Annotated in this window: 15 protein-coding genes; 8 read left to right on the top strand and 7 right to left on the bottom strand. The window is 40.2% G+C overall.

What is annotated here, in order from left to right; all coding sequences use genetic code 11:
* Positions 1-57 precede the first annotated feature (57 nt).
* The 6 genes from IO68_RS27260 to IO68_RS27235 all read right to left on the bottom strand — a co-directional run bounded on the left by IO68_RS27260 (position 58) and on the right by IO68_RS27235 (position 7,743).
* Positions 58-1,737 carry an AMP-binding protein gene (locus IO68_RS27260; RefSeq protein WP_004876300.1) on the bottom strand — a complete coding sequence of 560 codons (1,680 nt, stop codon included), beginning with the start codon at positions 1,735-1,737 and terminating at the stop codon, positions 58-60.
* Positions 1,738-1,893: 156 nt separating this feature from the next.
* Complete coding sequence (gene parC / locus IO68_RS27255; RefSeq protein ID WP_004876299.1) at positions 1,894-4,113, bottom strand: DNA topoisomerase IV subunit A; 2,220 nt, start codon at positions 4,111-4,113, stop codon at positions 1,894-1,896.
* Positions 4,114-4,247: 134 nt separating this feature from the next.
* Positions 4,248-4,838, bottom strand: a complete 591-nt coding sequence (locus tag IO68_RS27250; protein ID WP_023013628.1) for a hypothetical protein — start codon at positions 4,836-4,838, stop codon at positions 4,248-4,250.
* Positions 4,839-4,845: 7 nt separating this feature from the next.
* Positions 4,846-5,490 (bottom strand): trimeric intracellular cation channel family protein, encoded by a 645-nt coding sequence (locus IO68_RS27245; RefSeq protein ID WP_004876296.1) that lies wholly within the window; start codon positions 5,488-5,490, stop codon positions 4,846-4,848.
* Between the two features lie 51 nt (positions 5,491-5,541).
* Positions 5,542-6,024, bottom strand: a complete 483-nt coding sequence (locus tag IO68_RS27240; protein WP_023013627.1) for a YchJ family protein — start codon at positions 6,022-6,024, stop codon at positions 5,542-5,544.
* A gap of 141 nt (positions 6,025-6,165) precedes the next feature.
* Positions 6,166-7,743 (bottom strand): TerC family protein, encoded by a 1,578-nt coding sequence (locus IO68_RS27235; RefSeq protein ID WP_007482636.1) that lies wholly within the window; start codon positions 7,741-7,743, stop codon positions 6,166-6,168.
* 326 nt (positions 7,744-8,069) lie between these two features.
* Between IO68_RS27235 and IO68_RS27230 the strand changes: the two genes are divergently transcribed.
* The gene (locus tag IO68_RS27230) at positions 8,070-8,690 is read left to right on the top strand and encodes a TIGR00730 family Rossman fold protein (RefSeq protein ID WP_031234828.1); all 621 of its coding nucleotides are present in this window, start codon (positions 8,070-8,072) and stop codon (positions 8,688-8,690) included.
* A gap of 52 nt (positions 8,691-8,742) precedes the next feature.
* Here IO68_RS27230 and IO68_RS27225 read toward each other — a convergent pair whose 3' ends face one another.
* On the bottom strand, positions 8,743-10,524 hold the full coding sequence (locus IO68_RS27225) for a choice-of-anchor I family protein (RefSeq protein WP_023013625.1): 1,782 nt from the start codon (positions 10,522-10,524) through the stop codon (positions 8,743-8,745).
* Between the two features lie 163 nt (positions 10,525-10,687).
* Between IO68_RS27225 and mdtD the strand changes: the two genes are divergently transcribed.
* From mdtD to creD, 7 genes are all read left to right on the top strand, one after another.
* Positions 10,688-12,076, top strand: coding sequence for a multidrug transporter subunit MdtD (gene mdtD, locus IO68_RS27220; RefSeq protein WP_023013624.1), 1,389 nt, complete (start codon positions 10,688-10,690; stop codon positions 12,074-12,076).
* A 46-nt stretch (positions 12,077-12,122) separates the two neighbouring features.
* Positions 12,123-13,091 (top strand): hypothetical protein, encoded by a 969-nt coding sequence (locus IO68_RS27215; RefSeq protein ID WP_023013623.1) that lies wholly within the window; start codon positions 12,123-12,125, stop codon positions 13,089-13,091.
* Between the two features lie 10 nt (positions 13,092-13,101).
* Entirely contained in the window at positions 13,102-13,863 is a 762-nt protein-coding gene (locus IO68_RS27210) for a GH25 family lysozyme (RefSeq protein ID WP_007482631.1), read from the top strand.
* A 1-nt stretch (position 13,864) separates the two neighbouring features.
* The gene (gene dinB / locus IO68_RS27205; RefSeq protein WP_031234827.1) at positions 13,865-14,920 is read left to right on the top strand and encodes a DNA polymerase IV; all 1,056 of its coding nucleotides are present in this window, start codon (positions 13,865-13,867) and stop codon (positions 14,918-14,920) included.
* 304 nt (positions 14,921-15,224) lie between these two features.
* Positions 15,225-15,947: a two-component system response regulator CreB gene (gene creB / locus IO68_RS27200; RefSeq protein ID WP_161626786.1), complete on the top strand. Its 723-nt coding sequence runs from the start codon at positions 15,225-15,227 to the stop codon at positions 15,945-15,947.
* 3 nt (positions 15,948-15,950) lie between these two features.
* Positions 15,951-17,417 carry a two-component system sensor histidine kinase CreC gene (gene creC, locus IO68_RS27195; protein ID WP_023013620.1) on the top strand — a complete coding sequence of 489 codons (1,467 nt, stop codon included), beginning with the start codon at positions 15,951-15,953 and terminating at the stop codon, positions 17,415-17,417.
* Between the two features lie 75 nt (positions 17,418-17,492).
* A complete protein-coding gene (gene creD / locus IO68_RS27190; protein ID WP_023013619.1) occupies positions 17,493-18,881 on the top strand; it encodes a cell envelope integrity protein CreD in 1,389 nt (462 codons plus the stop codon).
* The last annotated feature ends 58 nt before the right edge of the window (positions 18,882-18,939 follow it).

The following is an 18,939-nucleotide window of genomic DNA, read 5'->3' as shown; positions in this document are numbered from 1 at the left end:
AACGCCGCAATTGCGGCGTTTTTTTAGCGTCCCTGCTTGAGCAGGAGGCTAAGCTTATTAAGCTGGTTTACGTAAATCTTTACGTAAGATTTTACCAACATTTGATTTTGGCAATTCTTCCATAAATTCAACATAACGTGGGCATTTATAGCCTGTTAAGTTTTGTTTCGCATAAGCAAGAATTTCTTCAGTCGTTAAAGATGGATCTTTCTTCACGATGAATAATTTAGGTACTTCACCTGATTTTTCATCTGGCACGCCAATCGCAGCAACTTCCAATACTTTTGGATGTTTCGCGATAACTTCTTCAATTTCACTTGGATAAACGTTGAAGCCAGAAACTAAGATCATGTCTTTCTTACGATCTACAATCTTGAAGTAACCACGCGTATCCATAACACCGACGTCACCTGTACGGAAGAAACCATCTTTGGTCATTACCTTTTCAGTTTCATCAGGACGGTTCCAATAACCTTTCATGACTTGAGGGCCACGGATTGAAATCTCACCTTGTTCACCTTGTGCCACTTCATTACCATCATCATCAAGCAATACAACTTCAGTTAATGGCAATGGAATACCAATCGTGCCACTGAATTCAGTTGTTGCAGGTGGGTTCGCAGTCGCAACTGGCGAAGTTTCAGATAAACCATAACCTTCAATAATGATTGTGCCTGTAACTTTTTTCCATGCTTCAGCAGTTGATGGCAACACAGCCATACCACCGCCCATAGCCATCTTCAATTTGCTGTGATCAAGTTGTTTAAACTCTTCGTTGTTCACTAAAGCATTAAACAAAGTGTTTACAGCTGGGAAGAATGATGGTTGGTATTTACGTAATTCACCAACTACAGCAGGTAAATCACGTGGGTTAGGAATCAAGATATTTGCTTGGCCCTTGTACATACCATAAAGTGCGCACACCATGAATGCAAAGATGTGATAGAGCGGTAATGCACACACGATACGATCATCTTTAGCGCCATCGCCTGTACCAAATTTGCTTGAGAAAATACCATCACATTGCAATAGGTTCGATACAAGGTTACGGTGAGTTAACTCAGCACCTTTAGAAACACCTGTTGTACCGCCTGTATATTGCAATACAGCCGTATCACTTAACGTCAAGCTTGGGCGTTTATAGTTGCTAGGGTTAGCTTTGTTTAAAGCCGTGTTGAATTTCACATGACCTGGAATATTCCAAGCAGGGATTTGCTTACGTACTTTGCGTAAAACAAAGTTTACAATTGTTCCTTTCAATGTACCGAGCATGTCACCAACAGAAGCAACCACAACATGCTTCACAGGTGTTTTACCAATAATGCTTTGGTAAACGCTAGCAAAGTTTTCAATGATCACTAATGCTTCAGCACCAGAGTCATTTAACTGATGTTCAAGCTCACGCGCTGTATAAAGTGGGTTTACATTGACAAGTACTAAACCAGCACGGAATACACCAAGAGCAACCACAGGATACTGGAAAACGTTCGGCATCATCACCGCAACACGTGTTCCTTTTGCCAAGCCAAGGCTTTGTAAATATGTCGCGAATTTACGGCTAGCGACTTCTAATTCATTGTACGTTAAAACTTTATCCATGAAGATAAAGGCATCACGTGAACCAAATTTTTGGAAATTGCGTTCAAAAATATCAACAAGTGAGGTGTTTTCAGCAGGCAGCGCAACTGTTTCTGGAATTCCTGTCTTTTGGTATTCAGCAAACCAAATCTTTTCCATAATGCCATTATCTCCGAGTGGTAATCCTTAAAAATGTAACAACGTTACTTTCCATGACAAAACATTTTTTTTAACTTTTTGCATTGCCCTGTCAATCTATTCAAACAATATGAATACATTTCATATATAACGTATTTGTGACACAGAATACTAGCCTTATCTCTGAATGAAGAGTCTATTTGCTTTTTGATATCCCCGTGGTAAAAGTTGCCCCTTTGTTGCTCTTTTTCCTATATATTTTTGGAGATCATCCCCTTTCAGTTTTAGATGCTGTTGTCCTGCAGCGACTTGGATTATTTCATCTAAATTCAGGGTTGTCATGGATAAAATTTGCTCTTTTTCATCAAGTTGTATCAACTTATTACCTTTACCCTTATTCAGTACAGGTAACTCTGCTAAATCAACAATAAGCAAACGACCTGATGAACTCAGGATTGCAACATGCGTTGCTTGATGAATTGGCAACAATGGTAAAGCTGTTGCTTTGTCCGTTACTGTTAAGAAAGCCTTACCCGCTTTTGCATTAGTATCAAGCTGTGCAATTTGCGTTTTAAAACCATAACCTTTGGTGCTCGCTGCAAGAATGTCATGGCTGTTATCACCTGTTAACACTTGGATAAATGACACACCACTGGCTGGCGCTAATTTAGAACTAAGCGGTTCACCAAGTCCTCGAGCAGAAGGCAAGCTGCTGATTGGTAACGCATAACTACGCCCCGTCTCATCTAAGAAGTAGACTCGCTGGTTGGTTTTACCCACTGCATGACTGAGATATTGGTCACCTGCACGATAATTTAAATTCGCTGCATCGACTTCACCACCTTTCGCAGCACGTACCCAGCCTGCCTCTGAGAGCACAACTGTGACCGTTTCTGCTGGCAATAAATCTTGCTCTTTAATTTGTACCGCCTCTGCACGCGCAACAATTGGAGAACGACGATCATCACCAAATTTCTTCGCATCTTCTTTTAATTCATTGATGATCAGATTTTTTAATGATTCTGGATTTGCCAATTGCTCACGAATAATCGCCGCTTTAGCTTCTAACTCTTCCTGCTCACGGCGAATTTCCATCTCTTCAAGTTTCGCCAAATGACGAAGTTTGAGTTCTAAAATCGCTTCGGCTTGAATATCGTCAATACCAAAATGTTGCATCAATACTGGTTTCGGTTGATCTTCTTCACGAATGATTCGAATCACAGTATCAATATCGAGGTAAGCAATTAAAAGACCTGCCAAGATATGTAAGCGTTTTTCGATTTTATTTAAATGGTATTGCAAACGACGTGTCACTGTTTGCTTACGAATCTCAATCCATTCCAACAAAATACGACGAATCGATTTAACTTGCGGACGCCCATCAGCACCAATCATGTTTAGATTGACGCGATAGCTCGACTCTAAATCTGTCGTAGCAAATAAATGACTCATCACCGTTTCTGCATCGACACGATTAGAACGTAGTACGATCACCAAACGGGTTGGATTCTTATGATCAGATTCATCACGGACATCACTCACCAAAGGCAATTTCTTGGCAATCATCTGGTCTGCGATTTGGGTAATCACTTTAGAACCTGAAACTTGATACGGCAGTTCAGTAATGACTATTTCATTTTTATCGACAGCGTATACCGCACGCATACGGTAACTACCACGACCTGTGGTTTGAATTTTTAATAATTCATCAGGTGGGGTAATAATTTCAGCTTTCGTTGGTAAATCTGGAGCAGGAATATATTCTGCTAACTTTTCATCTGTGGTTTCTGGATTACGAATCAACGCAATCGTACCTTTCACCACTTCACGTAGATTATGCGGTGGAATATCAGTTGCCATCCCGACAGCAATACCTGTGGTACCATTCAACAAAATATTTGGAATACGTGCAGGTAAAGTAATTGGTTCTTTCATTGAACCATCAAAGTTATCTTGCCACTCACTTGTACCTTGCCCGAGTTCACTCAGCAATAATTCACTATAAGCAGAAAGTTTGGCTTCGGTATAACGCATTGCCGCAAATGATTTTGGATCATCAGGCGAACCCCAGTTACCCTGCCCTTCAACCAATGGATAACGATAGCTAAATGGTTGTGCCATCAACACCATAGCTTCATAACAAGCTGAATCACCATGCGGATGATATTTACCCAGTACATCACCGACGGTACGTGCAGATTTTTTGGGCTTACCTGTCGATTTTAAGCCCAGCTCGCTCATCGCATAAACAATACGACGCTGTACAGGTTTTAAACCATCACTGATATGCGGCAATGCACGATCCATAATCACGTACATGGCATAGTTCAAATAAGCTTGTTCTGTGAATTCAGCTACGGAACGGTTTTCGGTTGCATGATGTGCAAGGCTGGTCATTTCAGCGAGTCATCCAAAATCATTTATTATCGTCAATGTTTTGTATGCTATGTGGATGAAAGCGTTGTGACAAGCCCTTGTTGTTGTTTAAACGTCAAATGGTGTCATACGAAAAAGTTAATTATCTTAATTTTTCATAAATTGCCATAAACGACAATAAATTCAGCATCACTTAGCTGCTCATTCCACCAAGTGATTACTAATCCCAAGAAATTATTTATTTGAGAGTTATTCGTTTGAATTTTCTTTATCTCATTTAAAATACAGAGACTCGTTTCATGATCAAAATAGTTTTCGCCACACATATCAAAAGAAGATTGTAGATTAGAAGCTGACACAGCTTGGAAAACTTTTAGGATGCAATCAAAATCCTGTACTGGAATAAAAATATCATTTGAACTAGTTTTAGTACCTTCAGATTCAGCCCAAAGAATAAACCCTATTTCATTCTTTATTTTTTTTCGATTTTCACGTGTTGTAAGAAGTATCACTTGTGACTTAATCTTTCTAATTGACTGTTCAACATCAAAATTACAATGCAGATAAATCTCCTGTGCTACTGAAATTTGGCAGTCAGTCATCTGAATTATTTTTTGAATATTATCTTTATGGTAACCAACGATCGCAGCAGATACATCATTTTGATTTTCTTTTAAAAGCTTTATCGCATATGCAAGCGGAATAGAGAACTCATTTCTTATTTGCTCAATTTTTTCTCTATCCATTTTAATCTCAATGCTCATCTGTCGAAGATGCCGATTCCGCATCATCTTCTTGATAAATAAATTTCGGCATTTCCAAACCAAAATAAATTGCGATCAAACGTAAGGTAAAACCAAAAACTAAAGTGAAAATTACAGTTAAATCATGTGGCAGACCAAGCTCTAAACACACCCAATAGCAAATGACCGCTACGAAAGAAATACTCGCATAAAGTTCACGGCGGAACACCAACGGTACATCATTACACAAGATATCACGCAGAATACCACCCGACACCCCTGTTAATACGCCTGCCACCGCAGATACCACAAAACCATGCCCCATCGATAAGGCAATCTGGCAACCAATGATGGTAAAGCCAATTAAACCGAGAGCATCCAGTACGAGGAAGATATTACGTAAATGACGCATCCATTTAGCAATAATGATCGTTACAAATGCAGCCGCACAAGTAAGTACCAAATACTCAGGATGCTTCACCCATGTCAATGGATAATGCCCCAACAACACATCTCGGACTGAGCCACCACCTAGAGCCGTCACGCAGGCAATCAGTACCACACCAAACCAATCCATACTACGTCGGCCCGCTGACAGCGCTCCTGTCATCGCTTCTGCAGTAATGGCAATAATATAAATAACGGTGAGTAACATCTGCCTACATCCTAAATCAGGCGTAAAAGTGTGCGCTATTTTAAGACAAACTTAGATGAATTGTGCACAACATTGCTTAAATTTTTTCCCCGAACCACAAACACAAGGCTGTTTCATCGTGGTTGGCATATCCAAGGTTGGATCAAGAAAATACCAGCGCTGTTGATGCAAAACAAAATGTGAAATTTCATGATGAATATGCTGCTGTTTACCATCTTGATTTTGATCACAGTAATGCGCTTTGAACTCGACCAAGGCGTGCGTTTTATCGAGCTTTGGCTGATGTTGCAACACTTCTAATTTCAACCATTGATTTGATTTACTCCAATCTGCAATCGCTGCACGATCTAAATAAGCCTGCTGCCCAGTCGCAGTGGTCGACAAAATATAATCCACTTGTTGCAAAGCAAAGGCACTATAACGAGAACGCATTAACTGCTCTGCATTTTGTGCATACTGCTGCTCTAAATGCAAAGGCTGACAACATTCAGCATATAAGCCGCGCCCACATGGACAATTTTTTAGCAGTGTCATGGTTCTTTCCCAAATAAAAATAGCCTTGGGATCAATCATAAACTATTTAAGTTTCGTCTATGAAAACCCAAGGCTATTCGCTATTACAAATTACTTTTTCACGTACAGCATAGCTGTTCAGACAAAGTGTTGAGGCGTTGTTTAATCTCGCTCTGGCTTGTCTTTAGCGATGATGCGCACTTTTTCAATTTTATGCCCATCCATCGTCACCACTTCAAATAAGTAACCATCCGCTTCAACCGTCTCACCATTTTCAGGTAAACGACCTAAATGGAACAAGATATAACCCGATAAAGTTGAATATTCTTCACTTTCATCAACCAAGTCTTTGCCCAATAACAATGAAACGTGACGAATATCGGTTGAACCTTCTAATAGAGTTGAACCATCTTCTAGGCTTTCAGCCGCAGCTTCCAGTTCATCCTCATCAGGGAATTCACCTGCAATCGCCTCTAATACATCAATCGGCGTTGCAATCCCTTCAATCGAACCATATTCATTCAACACAATTGCCATTTGTAATGGTGCTTGACGTAATTGCTCCATCACCATCAACACTTGCGCATTTTCATGAACAATCAACGGTTCACGTAAATGCTTAGCAAAATCAATTGCGCCTGTTTCGATGTATTCATTCAGTACTTTATGCGTCAGGACAATACCTTCAATATTGTCTAACTCACCGCGTGCCACGATCAAACGCGAATGGGTCATTGCCATTAAACGTGCTTTTAACTCGTCAGGTTCAGCCTCTAAATCTAACCACTCAAGCTCAGGACGCGGCGTCATCACCGACTTCACTGGACGTTCAGATAGACCTAAAACACCTTGCACCATGACACTGTGGTACACACCATTGTCTTCGTCAAAAACTTCTTTGGCATAAGCTTGTGTTGCCAGAACATCTTCAGCTTCGTTGTTCTGCCCTTCACTGCCTTTACCACCGAGCATCCGCAAAACGGCTGACGCGGTGCGATAACGTAAGTCTGTTGTCGTCACGAGTTTCTCTTGGTTACGGCGCATAGTTTGATTAACCATCTCGACCAATACAGAGAAACCAATCGCTGCGTATAAGTAACCTTTAGGAATATGGAAGCCAAAACCTTCAACCACCAATGAGAAACCAATCATCATTAAGAAGCCAAGACACAGAATCACCACTGTTGGATGCTTATTGACAAAGTCCATCAGCGGTTTTGATGCCCAAAGCATAATACAAACAGCAATAATCATTGCCAGCATCATTACACTTTTATCTTTAACCATTCCCACAGCAGTAATGACACTATCTAAAGAAAAGACAGCATCCAAAACTACAATCTGAACAATAACCATCCAGAACGTCGCATGTACGGGGTTTTCTTCTTTTAGTGTTTGGTGTCCTTCGATTCGTTCATGTAACTCCATTGTGCCCTTAAATAATAAGAACACACCACCAAATAATAGGATCAAGTCACGACCAGAAAAAGCATGATCAAAAATATGGAACAATGGTTCAGTGAGTGTCACCACCCATGCGATAGCAGCAAGTAGTCCTAAGCGCATGAATAAAGCGAGAATCAAACCAACGCGACGCGCAGTATTACGTTGTTCAGGTGGCAGCTTTTCAGCTAAAATTGCAATAAAAACAAGGTTATCAATACCCAATACAATTTCGAGCACCACCAAAGTTGCTAAACCTACCCATGCAGCGGGGTCAGACATCCATTCCAGAATCATTGATGTGACTCCTCGGCTAAATCAGCAATATTTTTATCAAGTGGAAAGTTTAAAAGATCGGCAGGCGTCGCCAAAACATTTTTTTTAGGAAATAAGAATAAAGCGGAGCAACAACAACCACTACTCATAAAGGGACATGAATTAATAAAAGGATTTTCAGTATAGGCAAGATTCCAGTGAAATTCATCTATTTTATGTGGATGTTTTTTGCAAATTCTTTCTCGCAATGACAAATAGGCATTGTATGTAAAATGTGCATAAAACTGTCATAAAAGTGATTTAGCCTAGACAAGCACAATGAAAATGATAAGGTGAAAATAAACGAAATGAATAGTGTATTAAGAATGACTGAAAATAAAACCATTACTCTCCCAAAAACGACTCAACCTCTTATTGCTTTATATTGCGGTTCACGTACAGGCAATAAACCTATTTATCGTGATAAAGCCATCGAACTCGCTCAACACATTGCCAATCAAGGTTTTGGTATCGTTTATGGCGGTGCAAGTATCGGCTTAATGGGACAAGTCGCCGATACCGTACTGGAACATAGCGGTGAAGTGGTTGGTGTAATTCCTGAATTTATGTTGGATTATGAAATTGCCCACAGTAAACTCACTGAACTGCATATTGTAAAAACCATGCATGAACGTAAAGCGCTTATGGCTGAACGTGCAAATGCATTTATTGCATTACCTGGTGGTCTTGGAACTTTCGAAGAGATTCTTGAAATCGCGACATGGGGACAGCTCAACCAACACCAAAAACCTATGATTATTTATAACGTGAATCGTTTCTATGACGCACTGATCGCACAGCTGGATCATGCTGTCGAAGAAGGTTTTTTACCTCCACAACATCGTGCGAAAGTAATCATCTGCGATACGCTTGAACAAATTTCAAGTGTCATCAAAAATCTAAGCACACCAACACATATCGAAGTTTAAGCAAAAATAGATAAAAAAAGCGGATCATTTGATCCGCTTTTTTGGGTTTACTCTACTGCACGTTGATTTGGTAAATTGCAGTTGAACCACTCACTTCATTGCCCACCACCAAAAGCGGCTTACCGTTTGGTGCATCTTTAGCTGCAATAAAAATTAATCCTTCTGGCCCTAAATCACCTTGTTTCGCTGTATCTGCCTCAGCAAAGTTACGTGTGCTGAAATATTCAATAAACTTCGGCTGATTTGGCGTGCTGATGTCATACACCATAATGCCACTCATACGCTCTAAACCAATAAATGCGAAGGTCTTTTTGCCAATAGCACCCACCGCAATTCCTTCAGGTTCAGGCCCTTTATTATCACTACGGTCATCAAATGCAGCTTCTTCGTGATCACTGTTAAAATACGCTGGGAACAATTCTGCTGTTTTCTTCTCAAACTCACTGCCTGAATCCCAAACGAGCTGACCTTGTGTATTCCAAATGCTAAATGAACGTGCACCATATGCATAAAGCTTGTCATAGGTTAATAAACCGTTGGCATCTAACTTTGGCGAACCATCAGCATTGGTTTGATAACCCATATTCCATGCGATATTCAAACGCCCGAGATTTGGGTCTTTACGGCAATCACCCGCTTCAGTCGCTGTTGCGCCGCAGTAAGCAAAAGTGACTGGGTTGAGTTTTGCACCTTTCACACCATTCACAAACTTCTGTAAATGCGCAGGATAATCACCGTCTGCATTGAAACCTTTGCTATTAAACAAATGTTTCATTCGAATATTTTCAACATAACCTTTGGTCATGTCTCCTGCAAAATAAGCATCTTCATCAGCCAACCATTCACGGCTATCGCCTTCATTTGCAGTAACTAAATAGGTTTGCCCATTGGCTTGATAATTGGCAATCGAATCAGGTTGGTACATACCTACCAGACCTGCCCACGTTTTAATATTGATCAATCCATCTTTATCACTGACATCTAACTCATTGCCCACTTGACCATGATCTTTGTAACCCAATGGGTAAATGTCCGTTACTTTTTGCTGTGCAAGATCAATGCGTGCGATTGCGTTATTTTCCTGCAAAGTCACCCATGCAGTTTTGCTGTCAGCAGAGACCGTGATGTATTCAGGCTCTAAGTCTTGAGCAACGGTTGCATTTGGCCCAAAAATACGCACACCTTTTGCAATCAAATCGGCTTTTTGGTTATTCCATGCTTTAAAATCAGCAACACCCGCTTTCGGTTGTTGAATATTACGCACATCAATAATGCTGACCGAACCTTCAGGATCAATAGAATAATCATAATTCGGTTCGGCTTCATTTGCGACCAGTACCGTATTGCCATCAGGGCTAAAAGTCACCATATCAGGCAATGCACCGACTGCAACTTTGCTGATAAAACTCAAATCCTTCGCATTGAAGAATGCAACAATTCCTGCATTTGTTTTATTGGCTGCTTGAACTGCAATCGCAACAATTCCATTTTTCACTGCGACACTATTTACTTCTGAATCTGTCAAATAGGCGCGTGCAGAAAGCTCTGCGATATGCACAGGCTTTTCAGGTGCTGAGACATCTAATACATCAACCAAACCTTTTTGGGCATTTACGACAAATAGACGTTTGGTTGCTGCGTCATAAGCAGGAATTTCCGCAGCGCTTTGAGCAAATATATTGGTTTCATATCGACCCAATAAACTGAGTTTAATCGTCTCAGGTGTAGGTTCAACGACTTCAGGCGTATTGTTGTGGTTGTCATTATCATCATTACAAGCAACCAACCCCACAGACAGCATTGCTGCCAATAAAACTGAAATCTTAAATTTCATGCTCAATTTCCATACAATTCTTTTATATGGCTAATCTAGTGTTGTGAGGTGCAAGTTCGATGACACTTTCATGTCAGTTCAATGACGACTCTTTGACAATTTTTGGCTTTATTTCAAGCCGAGTTGCTTTAAACTAAAGCTGACTTTTCATTCGTCACAACTTATGACAACGACCACGCATCAAGCTGTACAACCTGAATTTCGACTGTTGGTATTTTTGGTGTCGATTGGCTTTTTTATGCAAGCCTTGGATACCACGATCGTTAATACTGCTATTCCAGCGATGGCAGTACAACTCAATGAAAATCCCTTGCAAATGCATGGTGTCATTGTGGCCTATGTCTTATCCGTTGCAGCTTGTATTCCGTTAAGTGGCTGGTTGGCGGATCGCTTTGGTATTCGTAATATTTATCTCAGCGCAATGGTCATTTTCAGCTTGGCTTCTCTGGGCTGTGGTTTATCTCAAAACTTAGAACAACTGCTATTTTTCCGTGTGATTCAAGGCATTGGCGGTGCATTATTGATGCCTGTCGGACGTTTGGCGCTACTCAAATTGATTCCCCGTTCGCAATTCTTGTCAGCGATGAGCTTAATGAGCTTAGCAGGTTTGCTTGGGCCATTAATGGGCCCCTCCTTAGGCGGTTGGTTGGTCGAGGTCAGCACATGGCATTGGATATTCCTGATTAACATTCCGATGGGTATTCTCGGGATGATCATGACTCTGAAAGTCATGCCGAATCAGAAAGAGCCTACAGTAAAACATTTCGATTTGAGCGGTTTTATTTTATTGATGGTTGCCATGGTTGGACTATCTCTCGGGATCGAAAACATTGCCTCACCGCAGTATTCACACTGGGTCAGTCTAAGTCTGTTAATCGTTGGGGTGATTGCAACCTGTAGCTATGCCTATCATGCACATAGCCATCAAAATGCACTATTCCATGGACGTTTATTCCGCTACAAACTCTATTCGATCGGCGTGCTTGGCAACTTCTTCGCACGCTTAGGTAGCAATGCGATTCCGTTTCTTTTGCCATTGATGCTACAAGTTGCTTTTGGTTTTGAACCATTTATCACGGGTTTAATGATGATCCCTGCTGTTTTGGGTTCTTTATTCTCGAAGCCAATTGTTCGCCCCTTAATTCAGCATGTCGGCTATCGTCGTTTCTTACTGACCAATACGGTGCTAGTCGGATTATGTATCATCAGTTTTTCGTTGATGACAGCGGCAACTCCCCTTTGGCTGAAAGTGCTACATCTATTTATTTTTGGGACTTTAAATTCACTGCAATTTGTTGGGATGAATACATTTACCTTAAAAGATTTGCCACAACAAGACGCCAGTAGTGGCAATAGTTTCTTATCAATGATCATGATGTTATCCATGAGTATGGGCGTGGCGTTAGCAGGTACACTGATCAATACATTTGAGCAACATTTTACAACAGCGACCATCGACACCGCATTTCATGCCACATTGATCACACTTGGCTGTATCAACATCATTACAGCACTTGTGTTTTGGCAGATTCCCAAAGACACAACAGACTAAAAAGAACGATCAACCCAACACCCACAATGACAATAAGGAAAACCACATGATCATCCCGCGATATTGGGCTGAAGCGAAAACTAAAATGAAATTTGAAGGCCGACAATATACGATTAAACGCTTTGGTTGGTCGGATCAAAACTTAGAAGCTGCTCAACAACATGCTGAACAACGTGTTGCAGAAGCCACTGAACAACTTAAAAAAGACAAAGAAATTCGCCGACTCGATCATAAAGTCGCTTATAACGGTGCTGAAGGTTTACCGATTCGAGAGGAAATTATTGCCCAACAGGATGATGTCATCATTACCCGAAATAGTTACGGAGCGTTATGCCTCAATACACCTGATGTGTTATTTGCTGATGTTGATCTGATCCATCATCCTAGCTCGAAGCTTGCTACAATTGTATTTTTTACATTGCTCAGCTTGAGCGGCCTGTGTGCGATTTACTTGAGTTCTTGGTGGATCTTCGGCTTTGGATGTGTCATCGCATTATTTATAACTGGCCTGATCAGTAAATGGTTATTCCATATTCAATCCAAATTTACAGGCACACCAGCACAACGTGCCTTAGAAAAAATCCGTCACTTCTCACAACAACATCCTGATTGGCATTTACGCGTCTATCGTACGCCGAATGGTTATCGCATTTTAGTTATGCATCAAACTTTTGATCCTCGGGGCGAACAAGCACAAAACTTATTCCAAGCCATTTCAACGGACAGTTGTTATGTCCTCATGTGCAAAAATCAAAATTGTTTTCGTGCTCGCATTAGTCCCAAACCTTGGCGTATCGGAGTTGAACGCTTGCGACAAGGGATATGGCCCGTTCAGCAAGAACGAATTGCACAACGAGCAGATTGGGTTCAAAACTATCAACAACATGCTCAAAATTATGCATCCTGTAGATTTATAGAACAATTTGGTCACCAACTCAGCCATCCCAAAGCGAAACGCGTACAATTACTGCATGATCAATATTGTAAATCTGATACTCAACTCGAAATCGCATAACTGAACAACCATGACCAAGACAAAACCGAAACAACGACTTTCCCAGTATTATCCAACGCTCACCAGTGTAGGTTTAGCACTCATGCTTGGATTAGTGAGCTATTTCGGTTTGTTCTACCAACAGAAAGCATCTGCAAAAGATTATTCAATTCGTGGTTTTGATGTATCTCATCATCAAGGTGATATTGATTGGAAAAAAATTTCACCGCAGCATTATCAGTTTGTTTACCTCAAGGCGACTGAAGGTGGTGACTTTAAAGATCGAAAATTTCAAGAAAACTGGCTAAAAGCGCGTGAACAGGGTTTACATGTCGGTGCCTATCACTTCTATCGTTTATGTCGCGATGGGCAAGTTCAAGCAGAAAATTTTATAGCGACTGTGCCCAATAAAACGGATGCATTACCGCCTGTCATCGATCTCGAATATGACAGTAATTGTATTAATACCTATACCAAAGAGCAGTTGCTTAAAGAAATCCAAGTGATGCATGACCAACTTCAGAAGCATTACGGTAAACAGCCCATTTTTTATATTTCTAAAAGCTTTTATCACATCGTATTGATGGGCAATTTTAATCAAACACCTTTATGGGTGAGAGATTATGAATCAAAACCTGAACTGAAAGATGGTCGAAAATGGATGTTTTGGCAGTATACCAGTCAAGGTAAAATTCAAGGCGTACCTAAAGCAGTGGACTTAAATGTCTATGCAGAATCACCAAAAGAATGGTTTCTGTTTTTAAAAGAACAAGGCATTCAAGATGGCAAATGAACTGCGCAAAATCATTCATATCGATATGGATGCCTTTTATGCATCAGTCGAACTCAGAGATCGCCCTGAGCTTAAAGACTTGCCTGTGGTCATTTCCTCTCACCATCCTCGTGCCGTCATCGCAGCAGCGTCCTATCCTGCCCGTGTATTTGGCTTACGCTCAGCAATGTCGATGGGACAGGCAAAAAAGCTCTGCCCTCAAGTTGTGGTGATCGAACCACATTTTGAAAAATATCGTGAAGTTTCAGCTCAAATTCATCAGATTTTCCAACAATATACAGCGCTCATTGAACCACTATCTTTAGATGAAGCTTATTTAGATGTCACGGAAAATTTAAAAGATATTCCGAGTGCAACGGAAGTTGCGACACAAATTCGGGCTGATATTTTTGCCGTTACGGGGCTGACCGCCTCTGCGGGTGTTGCTCCAAATAAGTTTTTGGCAAAAATTGCATCGGACTGGAATAAACCCAATGGTTTGTTTGTGATTAAGCCCCATCAAGTCCTAAAATTTATCCAAGATTTAGCGCTGAATAAAATTCCTGGAGTCGGTAAGGTTACTCAAGAAAAACTCAATCAGCTCAATCTTCATACGCTTGGTGATCTGCAACTAATTGAAGAAAATGTGCTGATTCATCATTTCGGTAAATATGGAAAGCAACTGTATTTATATGCGCAAGGCATTGATCATCGCCCTGTAAAAGCAGAGCGTGAACGCCAACAGATATCAAAAGAAATCACCTTCGATGATGACTATACCCTTGCTCAATGCCAACATGCTTGGCAACCGCTCAGTGAACAAGTTTGGCGCAGCCTGAATAAAAAACAACTTACAGCGCGTGGTGTAAACGTCAAATTAAAACTCAAGAATTTTCAGGTACTACAACACAGCAAGAGCTTTAAAAGTCCTTTGCAATCACAACATGATTTGCAACAAGTTGTGATTCAACTGCTCGAAGAAATGCATATAGATCCTGATTTTCAATTCCGCTTAGTCGGTGTTGGTGTATATCAACTTCAACAAGCTCAGGAAGAATCCCAACTTTCATTGTGGTAGTGCTGATTTTTTACACAAAAGCACAGCGCTCACTTAAATTTATGTTTGCTTTTTATCCAGTTTTCAGTACTCTAGGCAGCGCAGTAACTTTATCCTTGTTACCTGCCCATGCTAAAGAAATCCTCGCTTTTAGCATCTGCTCCTGTGGTTGGCGTGACGATCAAATCCGAATATTACAGGGCACTTTTGGTGTCCTTCATACATATTTCCACTAGCGATAAAAATTCTTAGAATCTTCTGCATTGCTCAATAAGTTCAGATAAACTCAATTTAATAAAATCAGAAAACGATTGATTACAACGAGATCATGAACCCTAAACAAATTCTTTGTGTTGAAGACGAAGCTGCGATTATTCTACCACTCCGTTATGCGCTTGAGCGTGAAGGATGGACTGTTCATTGGGCAAATACGGGTACTCAAGCTTTAGCAATGAGTGCATTACAAACTTTTGATTTTATTATTCTTGATGTCGGCTTACCTGATATGAATGGTTTTGAAGTGTGTAAACAACTTCGCAGAAAAGATCATACCCCTTTACTTTTTTTAACCGCTCGAGACGATGAAATTGATCGTGTTGTAGGGCTGGAAATTGGCGCTGATGATTATTGCAGCAAGCCATTTAGCGCGCGAGAAATCGTGGCGAGAATCAAAGCGATTTGGCGTAGAATGGAGATTCAAGCACAGCCTGTAACCGCATCACTTGAAATTCCTGAAACTGACGTTACTTTGCAATCGGCAACATGGTCATGTAATCCACAAGCCTTACAAATCCAATATCATGGGCAAATGTTGCAACTTACGCGATATGAATACCGCTTGTTATTTTTGCTAATTCAGCATCCTGAGCAGGTCTTTAGTCGCCAACAATTGATGGACCATATTTGGGAACACCCAGAGCATAGTTTGGAACGAACTGTCGATACACATATCAAAAGTTTAAGGCAAAAGCTCAAACAAATTACGCCAGACGATGACCCAATACGAACCCATCGAGGTTTTGGTTATAGTTTAATGAAGTTGGATTAAAACATGTCCATCTTTATTCGTATTTGGTTTTTCTTTAGTTTGGTGGTAGTACTGAGTCTCAGCTTTATTGCCTATACCCTCACCCAACAAGTCAAACCCAATGTACGACAAGTGGTTGAAGATACACTGGCTGAAAATGCCAATATTATTGCGCAACTCATTGCCGAAGATGTACATCAACAACAAGTAAATACCCTAGAGTTTGATCAGAAGATTCAAGCTGCATTATCGCGTCAACTTGATGCGACGATTTGGCAACATAAAAAAGAAGAAATTAATCAACAGCTTTATATTACTGATCAGCATGGCATTGTGATTTATGATTCAGAAGGAAAAGCTGTTGGACAGGATTATTCTCAATGGAATGACGTCTATTTAACCTTAAGAGGAAAATACGGCGCGCGCTCTACAGCAACTAACCCTAATGACCGCAATAGCAGTGTGATGCATATCGCCGCACCGATCATTTATAAACAACAGTTGCTCGGTGTGGTCAGTATTGGTAAGCCCAACCAGTCAGTACAGCCCTATATTGCTCGTGCAGAACAGCAATTGATTTATCAAGCACTTTGGATAGCAGCGCTCAGTCTTTTACTTGCCAGTATAGTGGCGTATTGGCTTAAACATAGTATTGATCGAGTCCGTCATTATGCGCAAGCACTTGCACCTGTGAATCAAGCCCCATTCTTTTATTCAGCCAAAGAACTCAATCAAGTGACCCAAGCACTCAGTGAAATGCGTGAAAAACTAGAAGATAAAGCCTATGTTGAAAATTACGTCAATACATTAACGCACGAGCTAAAAAGCCCACTGACTGCCATTCAAGCCAGTGCAGAGCTATTGCAAGATGATCTACCTCCAGCAGATCAACAGCAATTTGCACAACATATCATGCAGCAAAGTCAGCGCTTACAGTCTTTGATCGAACGAATGCTTTTATTAACGCGTTTAGAAAAAAATGATCATGCGCTTGAGTTCCAAACATTAGATCTCTGCCTATTATTAAGACAATGCTTTTTACAGCAAAATAGTGCCTTACAACTCAAAAATCTCCACATTCAACTGGAACTACCTGAACATTGCACCATTTATGCCGATTCATTTTGGCTCAAACAGGCGCTAAATAATCTACTTGATAATGCAAGGGACTTTTGCCCATCTGACGGAAAAATAGCAGTTCATCTCAAACAAGATCATACGAATCATCAGATCGAAATTTTATTTTTTAATGAGGGAGAGTCTATCCCTTCATACGCGATAAATCGTATTTTTGAGACATATTTTTCACTGCCTCGACCACATAATCAGCAACGTAGTACAGGGATTGGTTTAAGTATTGTTCAACACATTATTCAGCAACATCAAGGTAAAATTACGATTCAAAACATCTCTGCAAATACTCTCGATTTCTTAGAGAATCACCACTCTGGCGTACTGGTCACACTGACACTTCATATAAACTTCATATAAGCTTCAAATCTAGCGCATTCAAAACGCATATCACCTTGGAATACTTGTCATATCACTATGACAATGGAATCCACCATGCGCCGTAACTTTATTCATCTTAAAATCGGAGCAATTCTGTTCTTGATTTTCATTTTTTATATTGGACTTCTATTTATTTCCAATCTTGTTTCTGAACGTCAAAGCTATCAACAACAAGTAATCAATGATATTGCGAACGAACAAATTCGACCACAGCAAATCATCGCACCTTACTTAAAATTGCCCTATCAAGTCCAAACAACATGCACGGATGAGGAAAAGAAAACCTATAGCTGCAACCAAACTCTTTTTATTGTTCTAGGTGCAGAATCTACGGACTGGCGTGCGCAATTCAAAGTATCCGATAACACATATAAGCGCACAATTTACAAAGCGATTAGCTATCAAAATTCAATGTCAGGCAAAGGTTCTTTTAAAGCAATCGATAATAAATCTCAACGTCATTATCTATGGGACCAAGCCGAAATCATCTTCCCGATTCAGGATGCCCGTGGACTCAATGCTAAACCTATTCTAAACATTGAAAATAAGACCTATAAATTTGATTTTTATGAACAAAGTCAAGGAAGAAATAGCTTTGATTTAATGCATATTACCACTCAACAATATCCAGAACTGATTCAAAAATTTCAACAAGGTTTTAAGTTTAATCTACAGTTTGAACTTGAAGGACTCAGTGAATTTAGTTTTATTCCAACCAGCTATGAAATGACCTATCAAGCTCAAGGGAATTGGAGCGATGTAAAATATGATGGACAAAGTTTGCCATTTAAAAAACTCAATCAGAAAAACCACTTTCAGGCTGACTGGAAAAATATCGCATTAGGTAAGCGAAATTTGGATCGTATCGCCCTATGTGAAAATAGCCAATGTTTCTATCAAGCGCTAAATTCTAGAGAAAATCCAGACAATCAATATGAAAGTAATGCATCCAGAGCCAATATTTCTGGTATTTCTACTCAATTTCTAGACCCTGTAAACATCTATACACAAACAGATCGTGCCATTAAATATGGTGTTATGGTCATCATTATTACCTTTGGATGCTTCTTTTTATTCGAAGTTTTAAAACAACTAAAAATCCATCCCATCCAATATGCACTTGTTGCGATGGCACAAGGCGTATTCTTTGTTTTATTGCTTTCAATCAGTGAATACTATGCATTCGCTTGGGCATATCTGATCGCGGCAATCGCTTGTATTGGCTTAATCACATGGTATTTGTATTTCGTCGTTAAAGGATTTAAAGCCGCATTTTTATTTGGAGTTCTGCTAAGCATTTTGTACAGCATGATGTATCTATTACTGCAATCTAGCGGTAAGACCTTCTTATTTGGCTCCATCCTCTCCTTTATTCTCATCGCCTGCGTTATGTTCATTACACGTCATGTCAACTGGTATCAATCTGAACAACAAAGCACATAAATCATCATTGGGCGAAGCGATTTCGCCCATTTTTTCAAAATTGAAAAGGAATAATGAT

The organism is Acinetobacter sp. COS3, assembly GCF_000475335.1.
In the GTDB taxonomy this organism is placed as follows: Bacteria; Pseudomonadota; Gammaproteobacteria; order Pseudomonadales; family Moraxellaceae; genus Acinetobacter; species Acinetobacter venetianus.
This window is presented reverse-complemented; position numbering and strand designations above follow the sequence as displayed.

What these genes read in the sequence shown, in the direction of transcription:
- IO68_RS27250 (WP_023013628.1), bottom strand. Translation starts at nt 4,838, where the DNA reads ATGGATAGAGAAAAAATTGAGCAAATAAGAAATGAGTTCTCTATTCCG.
- creC (WP_023013620.1), top strand. Translation starts at nt 15,951, where the DNA reads ATGTCCATCTTTATTCGTATTTGGTTTTTCTTTAGTTTGGTGGTAGTA.
- IO68_RS27215 (WP_023013623.1), top strand. Translation starts at nt 12,123, where the DNA reads ATGATCATCCCGCGATATTGGGCTGAAGCGAAAACTAAAATGAAATTT.
- IO68_RS27240 (WP_023013627.1), bottom strand. Translation starts at nt 6,024, where the DNA reads ATGACACTGCTAAAAAATTGTCCATGTGGGCGCGGCTTATATGCTGAA.
- IO68_RS27245 (WP_004876296.1), bottom strand. Translation starts at nt 5,490, where the DNA reads ATGTTACTCACCGTTATTTATATTATTGCCATTACTGCAGAAGCGATG.
- mdtD (WP_023013624.1), top strand. Translation starts at nt 10,688, where the DNA reads ATGACAACGACCACGCATCAAGCTGTACAACCTGAATTTCGACTGTTG.
- IO68_RS27235 (WP_007482636.1), bottom strand. Translation starts at nt 7,743, where the DNA reads ATGATTCTGGAATGGATGTCTGACCCCGCTGCATGGGTAGGTTTAGCA.
- creD (WP_023013619.1), top strand. Translation starts at nt 17,493, where the DNA reads ATGCGCCGTAACTTTATTCATCTTAAAATCGGAGCAATTCTGTTCTTG.
- IO68_RS27225 (WP_023013625.1), bottom strand. Translation starts at nt 10,524, where the DNA reads ATGAAATTTAAGATTTCAGTTTTATTGGCAGCAATGCTGTCTGTGGGG.
- IO68_RS27230 (WP_031234828.1), top strand. Translation starts at nt 8,070, where the DNA reads ATGAATAGTGTATTAAGAATGACTGAAAATAAAACCATTACTCTCCCA.
- IO68_RS27210 (WP_007482631.1), top strand. Translation starts at nt 13,102, where the DNA reads ATGACCAAGACAAAACCGAAACAACGACTTTCCCAGTATTATCCAACG.
- IO68_RS27260 (WP_004876300.1), bottom strand. Translation starts at nt 1,737, where the DNA reads ATGGAAAAGATTTGGTTTGCTGAATACCAAAAGACAGGAATTCCAGAA.
- parC (WP_004876299.1), bottom strand. Translation starts at nt 4,113, where the DNA reads ATGACCAGCCTTGCACATCATGCAACCGAAAACCGTTCCGTAGCTGAA.